Origin of the sequence: Xanthomonas cannabis pv. cannabis (genome assembly GCF_000802365.1) — a bacterium.
Classification (GTDB): domain Bacteria; phylum Pseudomonadota; class Gammaproteobacteria; order Xanthomonadales; family Xanthomonadaceae; genus Xanthomonas; species Xanthomonas cannabis.
In genome coordinates, this window is the sequence record NZ_JSZE01000043.1 from 1 (window position 1) to 17,261 (window position 17,261).

At 68.1% G+C, this 17,261-nt stretch carries 13 protein-coding genes and 1 pseudogene; 5 read left to right on the top strand and 9 right to left on the bottom strand.

The window, feature by feature from the left end; translation table 11 throughout:
* Both OZ10_RS09260 and OZ10_RS09265 read left to right on the top strand, forming a co-directional pair.
* On the top strand, nt 1-1,320 hold a 1,320-nt coding region (locus OZ10_RS09260; RefSeq protein WP_236726967.1), incomplete at its 5' end, for a hemolysin family protein.
* Nucleotides 1,304-1,975, top strand: a complete 672-nt coding sequence (locus OZ10_RS09265) for an exopolysaccharide biosynthesis protein (RefSeq protein ID WP_039409364.1) — start codon at nt 1,304-1,306, stop codon at nt 1,973-1,975. The genes OZ10_RS09260 and OZ10_RS09265, both read left to right, overlap by 17 nt.
* Before the next feature lie 388 nt (nt 1,976-2,363).
* On the opposite strand, the gene OZ10_RS09270 is transcribed toward OZ10_RS09265, so the two are convergent.
* Together OZ10_RS09270 and OZ10_RS09275 are read right to left on the bottom strand one after the other, a co-directional pair.
* Nucleotides 2,364-2,864 (bottom strand): pyridoxamine 5'-phosphate oxidase family protein, encoded by a 501-nt coding sequence (locus OZ10_RS09270; protein WP_039564624.1) that lies wholly within the window; start codon nt 2,862-2,864, stop codon nt 2,364-2,366.
* 60 nt (nt 2,865-2,924) lie between these two features.
* Entirely contained in the window at nt 2,925-3,926 is a 1,002-nt protein-coding gene (locus tag OZ10_RS09275) for an LLM class flavin-dependent oxidoreductase (RefSeq protein WP_039564625.1), read from the bottom strand.
* Nucleotides 3,927-4,290: 364 nt separating this feature from the next.
* Between OZ10_RS09275 and OZ10_RS09280 the strand changes: the two genes are divergently transcribed.
* Nucleotides 4,291-5,706 carry an MFS transporter gene (locus OZ10_RS09280; RefSeq protein WP_425598941.1) on the top strand — a complete coding sequence of 472 codons (1,416 nt, stop codon included), beginning with the start codon at nt 4,291-4,293 and terminating at the stop codon, nt 5,704-5,706.
* Here OZ10_RS09280 and OZ10_RS09285 read toward each other — a convergent pair.
* Both OZ10_RS09285 and OZ10_RS09290 read right to left on the bottom strand, forming a co-directional pair.
* Nucleotides 5,703-7,367: an ATP-binding cassette domain-containing protein gene (locus tag OZ10_RS09285; RefSeq protein WP_425598942.1), complete on the bottom strand. Its 1,665-nt coding sequence runs from the start codon at nt 7,365-7,367 to the stop codon at nt 5,703-5,705. The genes OZ10_RS09280 and OZ10_RS09285 overlap by 4 nt on opposite strands.
* A gap of 181 nt (nt 7,368-7,548) precedes the next feature.
* Nucleotides 7,549-8,598 carry a serine kinase gene (locus OZ10_RS09290; protein WP_039564627.1) on the bottom strand — a complete coding sequence of 350 codons (1,050 nt, stop codon included), beginning with the start codon at nt 8,596-8,598 and terminating at the stop codon, nt 7,549-7,551.
* A gap of 156 nt (nt 8,599-8,754) precedes the next feature.
* Here OZ10_RS09290 and OZ10_RS09295 point away from each other — a divergent pair.
* Together OZ10_RS09295 and OZ10_RS09300 are read left to right on the top strand one after the other, a co-directional pair.
* Nucleotides 8,755-10,309 (top strand): annotated as a pseudogene (locus OZ10_RS09295) (B12-binding domain-containing radical SAM protein).
* 149 nt (nt 10,310-10,458) lie between these two features.
* Entirely contained in the window at nt 10,459-11,673 is a 1,215-nt protein-coding gene (locus OZ10_RS09300; protein ID WP_039409378.1) for a nucleotidyltransferase family protein, read from the top strand.
* Between the two features lie 242 nt (nt 11,674-11,915).
* Here OZ10_RS09300 and OZ10_RS09305 read toward each other — a convergent pair whose 3' ends face one another.
* The 5 genes from OZ10_RS09305 to OZ10_RS09325 form a co-directional block, all read right to left on the bottom strand.
* Entirely contained in the window at nt 11,916-13,028 is a 1,113-nt protein-coding gene (locus OZ10_RS09305; RefSeq protein ID WP_039409380.1) for a glycosyltransferase family 4 protein, read from the bottom strand.
* Nucleotides 13,025-14,155, bottom strand: coding sequence for a glycosyltransferase family 4 protein (locus OZ10_RS09310; protein ID WP_039564628.1), 1,131 nt, complete (start codon nt 14,153-14,155; stop codon nt 13,025-13,027). The genes OZ10_RS09305 and OZ10_RS09310 overlap by 4 nt, the downstream gene beginning before the upstream one ends.
* Before the next feature lie 133 nt (nt 14,156-14,288).
* Nucleotides 14,289-14,987, bottom strand: coding sequence for a class I SAM-dependent methyltransferase (locus tag OZ10_RS09315; RefSeq protein WP_039409385.1), 699 nt, complete (start codon nt 14,985-14,987; stop codon nt 14,289-14,291).
* Complete coding sequence (locus tag OZ10_RS09320; RefSeq protein ID WP_068835668.1) at nt 14,984-16,213, bottom strand: amidohydrolase family protein; 1,230 nt, start codon at nt 16,211-16,213, stop codon at nt 14,984-14,986. The genes OZ10_RS09315 and OZ10_RS09320 overlap by 4 nt, the downstream gene beginning before the upstream one ends.
* A 12-nt stretch (nt 16,214-16,225) precedes the next feature.
* Nucleotides 16,226-17,068 (bottom strand): class I SAM-dependent methyltransferase, encoded by an 843-nt coding sequence (locus tag OZ10_RS09325; protein WP_039409389.1) that lies wholly within the window; start codon nt 17,066-17,068, stop codon nt 16,226-16,228.
* Nucleotides 17,069-17,261: the final 193 nt, after the last annotated feature.

Consider the following 17,261-nt stretch of genomic DNA (forward strand, 5'->3'; position numbering starts at 1 on the left):
ATCGCCCTGATCCTGTTGAACGGCTTCTTCGCCATGTCGGAGATGTCGTTGATGACCTCGCGCAAGAGCCGCCTGAAGCAGATGGCCGGCTCCAGCAAGCGCGCCGCACGGGCGCTGGCCCTGGCCGAAAGCCCCGAGAACTTTCTGTCCACGGTCCAGATCGGCATCACCCTGATCGGCATCCTGACCGGCGTGTTCGGCGGCGAAGCCATCGGCGAGGCGATCAGCAGCTGGCTGCAGGGCGTGTTCCCGGCGTTGTCTGCCTCGTTCGAGCTGGTCGGCAAGCCGCGCCCCTACTCGGTGGTGATCGGCAGCACCCTGGCCGTGGCGCTGATCACCTTCCTGACGTTGATCTTTGGCGAGCTGGTGCCCAAGCGGCTGGCGCTGCGCAACTCCGAGGACATCGCCGGGGTGGTCGCGGTGCCGATGACCTGGCTGGCCAGGATCGCCGCGCCCGGCGTGTGGGTACTGGCACGCTCCACCCGGCTGGTGCTGCGCATGCTGGGCATGGGCAAGGACGAATCGGCATCGGTGACCGAAGAAGAGATCCGCATGCTGGTGGCCGAAAGCCACGAGGCCGGCGTGATCGACGCGCACGAGCGCGACATGATGAATCGCGTGATGCGGCTGGGCGACCGGACCGCCGACAGTCTGATGACCCCGCGCAACCGCATCGCCTGGCTGGATGCCAATGCCGAACCGGAACGTAACTTTGCGGTGATGCGCGAGCACGAATTCTCGCGTTACCCCGTGTACCGCGGCAGCGACCAGGACATTGCCGGGGTCCTGGAAGTCAAATCGCTGGTCACGCGCATGGGCGGGCACGGCGAGAACCTGTTCCAGGCGCTGCGCGAGACCCTGTTCGTGTCCGAATCCACGCACGCGATGAAGCTGCTGGAGATCTTTCGCGAAGAACAGCAGTCGATGGCCCTGGTGGTCGACGAATATGGCGAGATCCGCGGCCTGGTGACCATCAGCGACCTGATGGGTGCGGTGGTCGGCCGTCTGCAGGCGGTGGAAAATACCGACGAAGATGCGCTGGTGGTGACGCGCGCGGATGGCTCGCTGCTGATCGATGGCTCGCTGCCGGTGGAAGAGCTGCGCGAGGTGCTGGGTGCCGAACTGCCGGATGCCGACGAAGGCGACTACCACACGCTGGCCGGGCTCTGCATTTATTACTTCGGCCGGATTCCGCAGGCCGGCGAATTCTTCGACTGGGCGGGCTGGCGGATCGAGATTGTGGATCTGGACGGGGCGCGCGTGGACAAGTTGTTGCTGAGCCGCGTCGGCGACGAGGGCAGCGATGACATCGTCGGATAACGGCGCGCCGCCTTCGGAGGACGCCGGCAGCGAACAGATGCGTTACCGCAATGAAGGAATCCGCAGCCTGCTGGCGGCCTTCAGCGACGGCGACCCGGAGCACGTGCTGCGCGTGCGCGAGATCCTGGCCGATCTGCAGCAGAGCGCATTCGGCGTGTTCCTGTTCCTGGCGATCCTGCCATCCTTCATTCCCATTCCCGGCGTGGCCGGCGGCATCAGCGGCCCGCTGACGGTATTGATCGGCCTGCAGATGATGTGTTGCCTGCGCAAGCCCTGGGTGCCGGGGTTCATCGGCGACCGTGGCCCGAAGCGGCGCACCAGCCAGCGCTTCGTGGCGAAGCTGGCGCCGACCCTGCAGCGGCTGGACCGTCTGCTCAGGCCACGCCTGCATGGTGTGCTGGACCGCATGCCGGCGCAGGTGTTCACCGGGGCGCTGCTGGTGCTGGTTGGCGTCCTGCTGACGTTGCCGATCCCGTTCACCAACTATCTGTTCGGGCTGATTCTGCTGCTGTTTGCGCTGGCCCTGCTGGAGCGCGATGGCGCCCTGATGCTGGCGGGCTGGGCGGCGGCATTGATCTCGATTTCCGTGTTCGGCGTGACCTCGGATCAGTTGGTGGACCTGATTCGCGGCTGGTGGCCGGTGGCCTGGCGTTGAGACTGCGGTCACCGGCGGGCATTGGTGTGCGCTCGCTGATGTAGCTTGGCTGCGCGTGTGTCGGTGGTGGGGCGTGCGGTGTGCTGGCCTGCGGAGGTTTGGCGACGGTGTTGACTGAGCTGGCTTGGTGGAACTGTCTTGACCGCTCTCCGCAGCGCCGATCTGTTTCCCGGCGCTGACGTGTTGCGAGCGACCTTACCCTCACCCCAACCCCTCTCCCGCAGGAGAGGGGCTCACACGCGTTGCGCGCGGTTGGGCGATCTGGTTTCAGGGCTACGCCACGCGCCTTGCGCGCAGTCTTGCGCTACACGTACCAGGAACGTGCAAGGCCCTTCGCTCTTGCTTGGCAAGGGGTTGATCGTCGTCGCTACACCCGCTCAGGTGTTGCTTACTTCAGATCGACCACGCGGTTGTCCGAAAGGCTGGCAGTGTCGTCGGTCACGGCGGTCATGACGAAGTACAAGGCCTTGCCGAGCAGGCCGCTCGGGCCGTCCCAATATTCGGCCGATTCGGCGCGCACATGGATCAGGCGCAGGTTGGGGTCTTCCTTGCCACCGGGGAAAAATACCTTCATTGCCGGCGACCACAATGCATCGATCTTGGCGCGGTCGTGGACGACGCGCGCGGTTCCGGCGACCGACACATAGGTGTTCCTGGAGGCCGACGCGTAGGCCACGTTGACGCGCGGGTCGGCGGCGATCTCGGCCACCTTCGGGCTGTCGGCCGCGGTGGCGAACCACAGGTCGCCATCGAATTCCACTTCCTGCGTGCCCAGCGGACGGCTGACCAGCTTGCCGTCCGCCGACACGGTGGTGAACATCGCGATGTCCACACCGCGAATTAATTCCGCCAACTGCTTGATGCTGTCGCTGCGATCCTGAAATTGCATGCCTGCCTTCCTGATGGAGATGCACGCATCTGAGCGGATCGCCGCGCAAAGCGACGTGAATCACGCAGTGGTCACGTCCAGCTCGCGGCAGGCAGCGGCCGCGAGCTCGAACGAGCGCAGACGTGCGCTGTGGTCGTAGATGTTGGCAGTGAACAACAACTCATCGGGCGCATGCCGCTCGATGAAGGCCGCCACGCCGTGCGCCACCTGCTCCGCATCGCCCAGCACCGTGCATGCAAGCGCGCGCTCCACGCCGGCGCGCTCGTGCGGCTGCCAGAAGGCGTCGATGTCATCGATCGGCGGCGGAATCTTGCCGGGCCTGCCACGTCGCAGATTCACGAAACTCTGCTGCTGGGTGGTGAACAGGCGCCGCGCCTGCGCCTCGGTGTCGGCCGCCACCACGTTCAGCGCAAGCATCGCGTGCGGCTTGGCCAGCTGCGCGGACGGGCGGAATTCGCGGCGGTAGATCGCCACCGCTTCGTCCATCGCGTCGGGCGCGAAGTGCGAGGCAAATGCGAACGACAAGCCCATCGCCGCCGCCAGCCGCGCACTGAACAGGCTGGACCCCAGCAGCCACACCGGCACGTCCAGGCCGGCACCGGGAACCGCCTGTACCAGCTGTCCCGGCACGGCGGGCGCGAAGTAACGCAACAACTCCGCCACATCCTGCGGGAACTGGTCGGCGCTATCGAAATAACGGCGCAAGGCACGCGCGGTCGGCTGGTCGGTGCCGGGCGCGCGGCCCAGCCCCAGGTCGATGCGCTGCGGATACAGCGAGGCCAGCGTGCCGAATTGCTCGGCCACCTGCAGCGGGGCGTGGTTGGGCAACATGATGCCGCCGGCACCGACACGAATGGTCTTGGTGCCCCCGGCCACATGACCGATCAGCACGGCGGTGGCCGCGCTGGCGATCCCGGGCATGTTGTGGTGCTCGGCCAGCCAGTAACGCTGGTAGCCCCAGCGCTCGGCGTGTTGCGCCAGATCGAGCATGTTGGCGAAGGCGTGGGTGGTGTCGCTGCCTTCGCAGACGGGCGCCAGGTCGAGCACGGAAATGGGCGTCATCGGATGGCTCCGGAGGAATGATGTGCAGGAAATGGGGCTGCCCGGCGGGGATTGCCAGCGGTTTCACGGGCGTTGAGGGGATTACAGCATTCCAGCAGTCGGACAACGGGTGGGTTGTGGGACCGAGTATTCTCCGGCGGGAGGGGCTATCCCTTCTCCCTCCGGGAGAAGGTGGCGCGTAGCGCCGGATGAGGGTAAGGGCGAAGCTTGGTGGACCTTGGATGCACGCTTGTCGTGCTGTCCGCTGGTGTTCGCATGCCCAGCGCCATCTTGCCTGCAGGCGAACGCCTTGACTGCGCCGCGAAGCGTTGCCGCTGTGGGTTCTGGGCACTGCCTATGATGGCGACGCTCCGTCTACGACTGGCTGCACATGTCTCCGATTGCCGCGCCTGCCCCTGTACCGCCCTCGCCTTCCGCGCAGATTGCAGCGAGGATCGATCGCTTGCCGGCCAGCGCCACGCTGTGGCGGCTGGTTGGCCTGCTGGCGCTGGGCGGCTTCTTCGAGCTGTACGACCTGTTCCAGACTGCCTACATCAGCCCCGGGCTGATTGCCGACGGCATCTTTGCCAGCGGTGCCGACGGCGCGTTTGGCATGTCCGATCAGGCCGCGTTCGCGGCGGCGACCTTCCTGGGCCTGTTTGTCGGTGCCGCGCTGCTGAGCCCGTTTGCCGATCGCTTCGGGCGCCGCCCGGTGTTCACCTTTGCGCTGGTCTGGTACACCGCCGCGACCGTGGCGATGGGGCTGCAAAACACCGCCACCGGCGTGATCGTGCTGCGCTTTCTGGTTGGCATCGGGCTGGGCATCGAGCTGGTCACCATCGATACCTACCTGTCAGAACTGGTGCCGCGGCACATGCGCAGCGCGGCGTTCGCATTCGCGTTCTTCGTGCAGTTTCTGGCGGTACCCGCCGTCGCCCTGGCCGCCTGGCTGCTGGTGCCGCACGCCCCGCTGGGCGTCAGCGGCTGGCGCTGGGTAGTGCTGCTGAGCGGCGTGTTTGCGTTGGCGATCTGGTGGTTGCGCAGCCGCCTGCCGGAATCGGCGCGCTGGCTGGCTGCGCAGGGCCGCCACGCCGAAGCGGACGCGGTGCTGGCGCAACTGGAAGCCCGCTGCATGCGCGATCTCGGCGCGCCGTTGCCGGCACCGCAGGCGGCCGCCGCGCGGCCGACCGACCGGACACAGGTCTCGCGGTTGTGGCGCGCGCCGTATCGCGGCCGCATCGGCATGCTGGTGGTGTTCCATATTTTTCAGGCCATTGGCTTCTTCGGCTTCGGCAACTGGCTGCCGGCGCTGATTGCCGCACAGGGCAACGGGGTGAGCAGGAGCCTGGGATATTCGTTTGCGATCTCGCTGGCCTACCCGCTGGCGCCGCTGCTATTGCTGCGCGTTGCACAGCGCTGGGAAAACAAGTGGCAGATCACCGCATCGGCGCTGGGCGCGGTGGTGTTCGGGGTGGCGTTTTCGCTGCAGCAGCAGGCCATCGGCATGGTCTTGTGCGGCGCCATGATCGCGTTCTGCAATGCCTGGATGAGTTTTGCCTATCACGGGTACCAGGCCGAGCTGTTCCCCACCACACTGCGCGCGCGTGCGGTGGGCTTCTGCTATTCGTTCAGTCGCCTGTCCACCGCGTTCAGCAGCGTATTGATCGGCTGGTTGCTGAGCCGGGTCGGCAGCGACGGCGTGCTGGGCTTCATCGTGATCAGCATGTCGATCGTGGCGAGCGTGATCGCCGTGTTCGGCCCGCGCACGCGCAATCGTGCACTGGAAGACATCGCCGGTTAGCGGGCGCGCGGCGGCGCTGCGCGCATCATGCGCCGCGCGTGATGGCGACCGCTGCCCTGCGCCTGCCCGTCAGGCACGGCGCCCAAGGCCACCGTGCGGTCGGCCACCGCGGCCAGGCTGGTGCGGTGCGAGACCACGACCAGTGCCGTCTGCGGCAGACGCTGCCGCAGCATGCACAGCACCTGGTGCTCGGCATCCGCATCCAGCGCGCTGGTGGCTTCATCCAGCACCGCCAGGGCGGGCTGGCGCAGCAACACCTGCGCCAATAACAACCGCTGTACCTCGCCCCCGGACAGACGGCTGGGTTGCCCGTGGATGACGGTCTCAAGCCCCTGCCCCTCGCGCTGCAGGCGTGCGCGCAAACCGACGTCGCTCAGCGCGTCCCACATGCGCGCCTCCGGCACACCCGGCAGCGCCCAGTCCAGGCAATCGCGCACGCTGCGCTGCCACGGCCGCACGCCCTGCCCGAGGTAGGCGCCATGCCGGACCAGCTGCTGGTAGGCGGCAAAATCCAGCCGACGCCCCCCCATGTGTGCATCGAACAGCTGCGGTGATGTCTGCCCGGACAGCACGTCCATCAGGCTGCTCTTGCCGATGCCGGACGGGCCCACGACCAGGGTCATTTCACCCGGCACCAGCACCAACGCGGCGATCTCCAACCGGGCCAGCGGCGGCGCCAGCGCAATGCGCTCGATCTGCAGCGCGGCGGGCAGCGAGCGGGCGGCGACGGCAGACGCCGGGGCACGCGCGGCGCCCAGATCCACATGGCGCTGCCAAAGTTGCAGGGCCGGCCAGGCAGAGCGCAGTTGCTGCACGCTTTGCCGCGTGGTGACCAGGTACGGCAGCAGCCGCCCCAGCAGCAGGCTGACCGTGATCAGAGCGGCACGCTCGCCGCCTTGCCATAGATTGGCCAGCACCAGAATGCAGGCGATGGCGGCCACTGCCGTGAGTTCGAGCACCAGTCGGCTGCTGGCCACCAGTGCCTGCTGTTGTGCATAGCCCTGGCCCAGGCGCGCGGAGATGCGCTCGTAATGCCCGATTTCCACGTCCTCGCGCTGGAACGAGCGCACGTGGCGCAGACGCCGTGGAAAGTCCTCGCTCAACCAGAACAATTGCGTCATGTCGGCCACGTAGTCGCGGCTGATGCGCGCCTGCGCCGCGCTGCTGGAAAGGCGCAAACCCAGCCACGCCAGCAATGCCAGCAGCGGCGTGGCAAGCAGCAACGATGGTGCGATCAACACCGCAATGCACAGGCTCACGGCGGCCGTAATGCCGGCCACCAGCAACTGCAGCACGGCACTGAAGCCCTGCGTTGCGATCTCGATGTTATAGGTCAGCACGTTGGCGATTTCGGCGGAGCTGGTACCCGCCAGCGCGGGCAGCGGCGCATCGATCAGAGCGGTATGCACACGTCGGCGCAGGCCCAGCGCATAACGACTGGTCAACCTCGCCGCCAGCCGGGCGCCCTGCCAGCGCAGCGCGGCGAACACCAGGCTCACCAGCACAAACAGGCCGGCCTGCACCGGCAAACCACCCGGCACGGTGAGTCGATAGCCGGCCAGCTGCACGCCATGACCGGGCTGCACCAGCGGAACCAGACACACCGCCACGATGCTGCCGACGCAGGCGGCCGCCAGCGACAACGCCACGTACGTCATCATCGATGGCACATCTGCCGGCACCAGCGTGCCGGCGAAGCGGCGCAGCACGGCCACGACGTCATGGCGAACGATGGCCCTGTGCATCAGCAGCGCGCAACGTAGTGCAGCGCCGCGTCCGCAGCACTGCGACGTGCCGGGGCGGGCCGCGCGCAGTCTGCGCACGGCCATTGCGGCGGTGGGTTCATCGCAACACCTGCAGCACCGCCTCCAGCGAGGCCTGCGGCTGGGCGCCACGACGCAGGGTCGACATGCCGATACGCTGCACCTGAGCGACAAACCGTTGCCACCCCGGCTGCCCGGCCGCGTACGGCTGGTCGCGCGCCAGGCACTCGGCGATCTGTGCGGTGGGTACCGGAACCAGACCCGGCGCGGAGGTGCTGGCCGATAGCGGGGAAAGCATCACCACCGCACACAGCTGCAACGGTGTGGGCGCCAGCGTGGCCTGACCATGACGGATGTCCACTTCGAACTTCTCCACGCCGCTGCGACGGACAATGGTGGGCGAAGCACTGATCCAGGCACGCGTGCGCGCATCGACCAGCGCAAGCGCCTCGGGCCGCAGATGCAGAAAGTTGGCCACGCCGGTGGTCAGCAGGTTGTCCGGCGCGACGAACACGCCGTCTTCGGCAACGAACTCCAGTCCATGCAGCAGGCAATGCAAGGCGAGCGTGGATTTCCCCGCGCCGCTGGCGCCCAACAACAGCACGCTGCGCCCACGCCGGCCGACGCAGGCCCCATGCAACGGCACCAGCCCCATGCCACGCGCGGCCAGCAGGAATACGGCGAACTCGATCAGTTCGTAACGTACGTGATAGGCGTGCGCCAGCATGTCCTCGGAGACCACCAGCACCGCGCGGCGCTCGGGCACCGAGAGCATCAGATAATTGCAGGCATCCATGACCCCGCAGACCAGCCCGCCGACGGCGTGCGTGCGCACCGGCGGCGGCACGGCAACACTGCCGTGCGAGACGCGCGGCAGCAGATCCATGCTGATGTGGAACTGCGGCGCGCCGGGCAGGTGATGCGCCGGCAACCCGGCATACGCGGTATCGACCAGCGCCAGCAGCGCGTGACTGTCACTGCTGAAGTGGAACAGCGCACCGAGAATCTGCCGCTGCACGCTGAAACGACGCGGCCGCTGCTCGCCAAACGGATCGGCGGCCAGCACGCCCGGCGTGGCTGCGTGCGCGCCCGGCGGCATGTGTTGCGCCAATGCAGCCGACTGCGGCATGCCTGTCCATCCATTGCTTCGATCAGCCGGTGGGTGCCGATTCGCTACACAAAGGTTGCATCGACACAGGTGATGCATCGCCGCGCCACCGTATCGCCGCTGGCAGCGCGACAGCGCAACCAAAGCCGCCTGCATGCGCACCTACTGCCGAGCCGAATGCCGGTGTCTGCGCACGCCGCCGCTGCGCGCCACCTGGCGACAGAACGAGAGCCTTGTGCAGATGCTAAAGATCCAGGTCAGTCATTCGTATTTCCTGCGTTACGACCCCAAGCAATGGGAGCGCGGCAAACCGTACCCGCCCTTGGCGACGCTGCAGATTGCCGCGCTGCTGCGCCAACGTGGCCATGCGCTGAGCCTGTTCGATGCCATGCTGGCCGACGATGTCGAGGAGTACGCCGGTGCGCTGCAGGACGCGCAGCCGCAGCTGGTGGTGTTCTACGAGGACAACTTCAACTTCCTCACCAAGATGTGCCTGAGCCGGATGCGCGAGGCGGCCTGCCGCATGATCGGGCAGGCGCACGCAGCCGGCTGCCGCGTGCTGGTGGCGGGCTCCGATGCGTCCGACAACCCGGATGTCTTTCTGGCTGCCGGCGCGCACGCAGTGCTGATTGGCGAAGGCATCGCGCCACTGATCGAACTGATCGAACGCCTCGAGGCCGACCCGCAGATCGCCACGAGCGAGTGGCTGGCCGGCGTTGCGCGCATCGCCAGCCGCGATCCTGCCGTGGTGCGCGCGCATCCGGGTGCCCAGCCGCCGGACGCGCGCCTGAGTGGCCTGCCCGCCTGGGACCTGGTCGACATGCCGCGCTATCGACAGTTCTGGCAGCAGCGCCATGGCTATTTCAGCCTGAACATGGCGGCCTCGCGCGGTTGCCCGTTCCGGTGCAACTGGTGTGCCAAGCCGATCTGGGGCAACCATTACAACCGCCGCGGCGCCGAGGACGTGGCCGCCGAGATGATCCATCTCAAGCGCAGCTTCCAGCCCGACCATCTGTGGATGGCCGACGATATTTTCGGCTTCCACATCGACTGGGTGGAAACCTTTGCGCAACGCCTGACCGAGGCCGATGGCGCCATCCCGTTCACCATCCAGACCCGCGCCGACCTGGCCAGCGAACGCATGGCTGCGGCCCTGGCGCGGGCCGGATGCGCGGAAGCCTGGATCGGCGCAGAAAGTGGCAGCCAACGCGTGCTGGACCGGATGACCAAGGGCACGCAGGTCGCCGAGGTGATCGCGGCGCGCCAACGCCTGGGAGCACAGGGCATCCGCGTGGGATTTTTCATCCAGTTGGGATATCTGGGCGAAGACCTCGACGACATCCTGGCCACGCGTGCGCTGGTGACGCAGGCCAACCCAGACATCATCGGCGTCAGCGTGTCTTATCCCCTGCCCGGCACCAAGTTCTACGAAGAGGTCAAAAACCAGCTGGGCGGCAAGACGCATTGGCAGGACAGCGACGATCTGGCGATGATGTTCCATGGTGCGTACGACTCGGAGTTCTATCGCAGCGTGCGCGACCTGCTGCATACCCAGGTCGATCTGCAACAGGCACGCGCCGGCATGGACGCCGATGCGTTTGCACGCGCGGCCGAGGCACTGGAAGCACGCTGGTCTGCGCTGATCGCCGTTGAACATCGCCACCGGACCGAACCGCTTGCCACGCTGGCCGCGCGACAACCACGGGCGTTGGCCACCGTGCTGGTGGGCTGAGCACATCCGTGGCGCGAGCGCGCTGTGCACGCCATGTTGCCCCCTTCATCGCGGCACCCTGCGAGCCGCTTGACCGCACCAACACTGCGACGCGTTTCAGACAACGACGCGTCGCGACACCTCCCTTCGACCTTCCGGATCATGCCCGCATGCAGCCTTCGCTCCGTACCATCAAACACGGCTTGCACACCGCCACCGAACAGCTGGCGCACGAGCTGGCACAGCCGGGCGACAGCGCGCCGCAGTGGGACCGGCTGCAGTGGCAACTGGCGGCGGCGGCGGCGGCGGCACACGGCGTCTCCCCGTTGCTGCAGCGCCGCTCGTTGTGGCAGGACGCCCAATGGACGGCCTTTCTCACCAAGCAACGCCGCCATGTCGAAGACCGCCACCGGTGCATTGCCGTGCTGCTGGCCCGTATCGACAGCGCTGCCCGCAGTGCCGGCATTGCCCTGGTGGGATTGAAGGGCACCGCCTTGCACCGGTTGGGGGTGTACCTGCCCGGTGATCGCCCGATGGCCGATATCGATCTACTGGTGGCGCCGGACGCTGCACCCGCGGTTGCAGCGGTGCTGTGCGAGCTGGGCTACACCGCCTCGTTCGAACAGTGGAAGCACCAGGTCTTCAAGCCCATCGGTGGCGATGCGGTGGCCGGGCTGGGCGAGCATCGCGATGCCCCGATCAACATCGAGCTGCATACGCGTATCCAGGAGCGCCTGCCGGTGCGCGGCGTGGACATCACCGCACGCATCTGGCCGGAGCATGCGCAGCCGGGCCTGAACCCGTATCCGTCGACTGGCGCGCTGATGGGCCACCTGCTGCTGCATGCCGCTGGCGGCATCTGCCATCGCAGCATCCGCCTGATGCATCTGCACGATCTTGCGTTGCTGGCCACCCGCATGGGGCCGCGCGATTGGCAGGAACTGTGGGAAGACCCGGCGGTGTCGCCCTGGTGGGCATTGCCGCCGTTGTTGTTGCTGCAACGTTACTACCGCACGGTGGTGCCGCCTGCGGTGATGGCCCGCCTGCACGCGGAGTGCCCGCGGCTGCTGCGCAGGCGCGCTGCGCGACAGACCCTGACCACCGCGTCGTGCTCCAACCTGTGGTTGTCCGCACTGCCGGGGATCGAATGGTCCGGCTCCTTGCGTGAAGCGCGGCAGTATTTGCGCGAGCGCGTGGTGCCCTCGGCCGAAAGCCGCAAGGAGCGCGCGGACATGCTGCAGACCCAGCTGTGGCTGCAGGACCAGCCATGGGTGCGCCAGACCCAGGCACGCCGCCTGATGACGCGACTGACCCGGCCGGTGCCCCGCACCGACATGCTGTATGTGGTGCGTGCGGCGCTGGAGGGCTATCTGCAGCCGGCGTAGCAGCCAAGCGATTGCGTGTGTGCCATGCCGCGCGGCGTCTGCTGCGGCTGAAGGTGCGGCTCAGCGGCGCGGTGTTGTGCGCGCTAGTCGGCCCATTGCCGCCGCGTGCCGGCTGCCACGTGCTGCGCCACGGCCGCGATCAGGCGCGATCGCCCGCCGGCCAGGTACACGACGCACTCCGCAGCTGCGCCGCGGTTGGGCACGCCCCAACGCCGACCGCCCTTCGGCGCTGCACCCGACCGTCAAGACAACGGTCGTGCGTCGCATACCTGCCGATAGAGCTGCTCGAACAGGCGGGTGGTGAACGCGGCATCTTCGCGCACTGCGCGGCACTGCGCTGCCCAAGCCAGGCGCAGGCGCAATTGGTCATCGCCGAGTACCTGCCGGACCGCCTCGGCCATTCCGGCCCAATCGCCGGGCGGTACCGCCAGTGCCGAAACCGGCGCCCATTCGACCAGATGGCCGACCGCCGTGCCGACCGTCGGCACACCGGCCACGGCCGCTTCCAGCAGCACCATGGGCCCGGCTTCGTGCAACGAGGACAGCAGCAACAGATCGGCCGCCAGCATGATCGGGCGCAGCTCGCGCTGGGTCTTGAAGCCTAGAAAGCGCACCTGATCCTGCAGGCCCAACGCCTGCACCAGGCGCTGCATGGCGCCATCCAGGGTGTCCACGCCGACCATGTCCAGCGTAAAGGCGACCCCGGCGCGCTTGAGCGCGGCCATCGCCTGCAGCAGGGTGCGCTGGTCCTTGACCGGGTTGAGGCTGGCCACGTGCAGCAGGCGCGCAACCGCACCCTGGCGGGCACGTGGTGGCGCCACCGGCCAGGCACGCAGATCCACGCCCAGCGGCACGCGCGTGGCAGCGATGCCCAGCGCCTGCAGCGAGGCGATGATGGGTTCGCTGGCCGCAGTGACCCGATCAGCCAGCCGCAGGATCACCGCTTCGCGTAGGCGGCCGCGCCATTTGCGACGGCCGCCATAGCCGATGGCATGCAGCGCCGCCAGCTCGCCACCGGCGATGTGCACCGCGCTGGGACGCCGCAACAGGCGCGCCGCCGCCACTGCGATGAGGCTGCAGTAGCCGGAAAAAACCGCCTGGACCACATCGAACGGGGCGCGACGATGCTCCGCCACGATGGCTGCGACCGCACGCAGGCGCGTGCGCCGCGCGCCGATGTTGTGCACCATGGCACCGCGCAGCATCCAGGTATCCGGCAAGGGCTCCTGGTGCAGCACGAACACATGCACCTGGTGACTGCGCGCCAGCCAGTCGATCAGGGTCAGAAACACAGGGATCACCCGCACCTCACCGCTGCGGTCCACCCCACCGGGCACCACCAGCGCCAGTTTCATGCCGCGCTCCCGCGCGGGGGTTTCAGCAGGCTGGCGTAGGCCTGCGCCCAACCCTGCCCGACTGCGGCAAACGACAGCCGCGCATCGAAATGCGCCCGCACCTGCGCACGGGCGGGCCGCTGCCGCGACACGCGCAACAACAGCTCCGACAGCGCACTGGCATCGCCCACCGGCCACAGTTCGCCCATGCTACCCCCATCGCTGAGCGCGCAGAATGCGGGAATGTCGGTCAGCAACGGCAGCGTTCCGCAGGCGTAGGCCTCAAGCGCCGCGTAGCCGCAGCTCTCCGCATGGCTGGCCGAGACGAACAGGTCGCTGGCCCGCAGCAAGTCCTGCACCTGCGCATGATCGACCTTGCCCAACAACTGCACGCAGCGCGCCAGCCGCGGGTCCTCGCGCAGGCGCTGGCGGACCTGGTCCATCAACGGCGCCTGATCGAAGACGCAATACAGCCGCAGGCCGGGCAGCACGCGCGCGGCCATGGCCACCGCGTCGAGCACGCATAACGGGTCCTTGGCGGCGCTCAAATGGCCGACCCAGAGCACGCAGGGGTCGCCCTGCAGCCGGGTCTGTTCGCGTGCCAGCAGGCGATCGCCGGGAGTGAAGCGGCTGCTGGATTCGGGAATGGCAACCACCTGCGTCTGCGGGCGAAACAGACGCGCGCGCACGAATGGCTGCGCCAGCTGCAGCGAGGTGAACGCAATCCCGGCAGCGGCGCTGTAGCGCGCGCGCCACAGCAGCCTGCTCCACCAATGCGGCGGACGATTGGCATGGTCCTGCAGCAGCAGTGGCACATGCGGCAGCCGGCGCGCCAGCCGCCGTGCATCGCCGGCAAATTCCAGCCCGTGCACATGGATCACGTCGGCGTCGATCTCGCGTAGCAGTTTGCATAGGGTGCGCGCCCGTGCGGCGCTGCCACGCGGGCCAAGTGGCGCGAAGCGATAGTCGATGCCGCCCTGGACGATGTGCTGATCCAGCGCCGAGGCCTGGATCACCGTGACCCGCACGCCGGCACTGGCGACGGCCTCGGCAATGTCGGCCAGCGACGGCCATTGCGCGAACACCTGCGCCGCGCTCAGACCGTGCGGAGTAGGAACCAGATTGAGCTGGACCACGTGCAGGCTCATGACGCCGGGATCTCCCGTGTCGCATGATGCGTGCGGCGGCAACCCGCAGCCGCGCAAGACACGACGTGGCCGCAGTGCAGCCTGGTCCGGCCACTCAGCGTGCGGCCGTACACGGCCACTGCAACCGCACCGGTCACGCGACGCGACGCAGGCGCAGCACCAGCGCCACCGGTACCTGCAACGCGGTGCGGTCAAAATTTGCGCCGGCAGGAATGTCGGCCGGGTCCAGCATCGGCTCGGCCACCGCTTCGATCGCAAAGCCCAACGCGGCGCAGGCCGCATGCCAGTGACTGTACAGATGCTGGGTATGGCGCACGGCGTAGTGCTGGCCATCGGCCTTGAAATCACGACGCCACCCCAGCGCATGGCCGATCGGATGCACGTCACTGCACATCACCAGGCCACCGGGACGGGTCACCCGATGCAGCTCTTCCAGCGCCGGCCACAGGCGCTGCAGGTGGCCCACCACCAGGCCGCAGACGCTGAGGTCGGCCACCGCATCGGCCAGCGGCAACTGGTCCAGGCTGCCCTGCTGCAGGCTGACGCGCGCGGGCGGCCACTGCTGTGCCAGTTCGGTCCCGGCGCGCTGCAACATCTGCGGCGACAGGTCGACACCGGTCACCTGCCGTGCGCCGCGGCGCAATGCGTGCTGCATGTAACGGCCGCTGCCACAGCCGGCGTCCAGCACGTGCTGGCCCTGCAAGCTGGACGGCATCAGGCCCAGCATGGCGCGTTCTTCGGCCCGCATCACCGGGTTATGCGCATGCGGCGGATACGCCTGTGCCCACAGCGCGTATGCGGCAGCGGGTTCGAGCACCGGAATGGTGTTCACGACGCCGCTCCCATCGCGCTCACTGCGCCAACGGCCCTGGTGCTCGCAGGTGCGAGCGGCTGCACACGGTGCAGACCAGGCTCCAGCGCCAGCACGGCGGGATCGGCCAGCGCCGCATCCAGCAGCTTGGGCCGGCCATCCAGCACCACCGGCACGGCCGGAACACCGGCTGCCGCGAACCACGGCGCAAAATCCGGGTCGGCAATGCGCGGCTTGCCGTTGCGGATCACCGCACGCAGCTCGCTGCGTTCACAACCGATGACGCTGTCGGCGGGCTCGCCGCCGCGGTCGCGCACGATCACCAGATCCGCAGCGGCGCCCGGCGCGATGCGCCCGCGCCTTGGCATGCGCAGGATGCGCGCGGACCGGTCTGTGACCAGGCCCAGCAGCAGGTCGGGCGCCAGTCCGCTGTCGGCGGCGATGCGCAGTTCTTCGAGCAGATCGCGCGCGCCGCTGACGCGCGAGTCGCTGCCCAGCGCCAGCCGCCCGGCCATGCACAGCCGCCAGGGGTCGAGCGTACGACCCAGCAGCGCCAGATTGCTCGACGGGCACCACACCACTGCCGCACCGCGCGCGATCACCCGTTCGATCGCCTGCTCGCCCAGGCCCACGCCGTGGATCAACACCGTGTTGGCAGCCAGGCAACCGAGGCGGTCCAGGTCGTCCAGCTCCGCCCGCGCCACCGCATCGGTGCCTTCTGCCAGATGGATCATCCACGGATGCGTGGAGGGCGTGGCGGCAAAACTGGCTTGCACCGGCGGGCCGTAGCCGGTCCAGCCGAGTGCGTAACTCCAGCCAAATTCGTTGAGCACGCCGACCGGGAAATCCGCCTCATCCAGGGTGGCATGCCAGGGGTCATGCTGGGCCACACAGGTGACGCCGGCCAGCAGGTTCTTCAGCCCGCCGTGACGCAGCCGCACCGCCTTGGGCACGCGCAGCGCCGCAGCGACGGCCGGATGCTGGAAATGCGCCTGAAATGCTTCGATCCAGGCGTAGCTGTTGGGGAAAGGCGCACGCTGCGGCAGCGGCGGCACGCAGTTCACCTGCAGATGCTCGTGCGCATTGACCAGCCCCGGCGCCAGCACATGGCCGGACAGATCCAGGCGCAGGGTCGCGGTGCCCACGGTGCCGCCGAAGCGGCCTGCGCGCAGGTTCAGCGCCGCGCGCGACGGGCCGGCCAGCGTGATCGAGCGCGCACCCTGCAGACAGACGTCGGCCATGGACATCGGCGTCTCCACTCAGCGCTTGCGCATCACGATCAGGAAGTGATCGCCCATGTCGCGCAGCAGCGGCAGGCCGCCGAACCGGTCGTCGAGCCGCCCCAGTCGCTCGGCCAGGCGCGGGTGCCGCTGGCAGACATCCACCAGATAGGGCGGTGGCAGAAACAGGCTCAGCGCACGATAGCGGTCCAGCACGAAGTGGGGTTCGAACGCGCGATAGAACTCGCGCGGCAGGTGGTACCAGGTCCAGATGGTGTGCCCGTTCATGCCTACCGCCGTGGCGCCCCTTGCCGCACGCACCGCCGCGCGCCTGAAGCGCCCACGCAAGGCGTAGTGGCCGATTTCCCAAGGGCAGATCCGCCCGATCACCGAAAACACCAGGCAGCCATCGGCCCGCAACAGACGTGCGCACTGGGCGGCTACCGCCGGCAGGTCCGGTGCGCAGTTGAGCGGGCCGAAGTTGGAGTACATGCCGTCGAAGGTGCCCTGCAACTGATCCAGCTGCTGGATGCCGACATGCGCGGCCGCCAGGCGTTCTTCCAGGCCCTGGGTGGCCGCACGCTGGCGGGTGCGCTCGACCATGGCCGGCGACCAGTCGGTGGCCAGCACGCGATAGCCGCGCCGGGCGAACTCGCCGGCATCCAGACCGGTACCGCAGCCCAGATCCACCAGCCGTGCGCCTTGTGGCAACTCGGCAGCGACCGTGTCCCACAAGGTGGTGCGCATGCGCTGGATCAGCGCATTGTTGCCGCGCGGGCCGTCATAGTCGGGGGCGACGCTGTCGAATGCACGCTGCGTTTCCAGCAACTGTTCCGGCGCGACCGTGCCACCGCGCGCAGCATGCTCATTGACCAACGACATGCATCGCCTCCCACACCTGTCCTGCTGATTCCACGGCACTCTCCGGACGCAGTGCCGCCAGCGCGGCATCGCTTGATAGACCCGTGAGTGCGTCCGGCTGCCGGTTTGGTTGCAGTCGCACCGCCTGCCAACCACGCGCCGGGCCGGGGCAACGTGCGCGTGCTGTGACCAAGGACCGAACGGGGATGCGCTT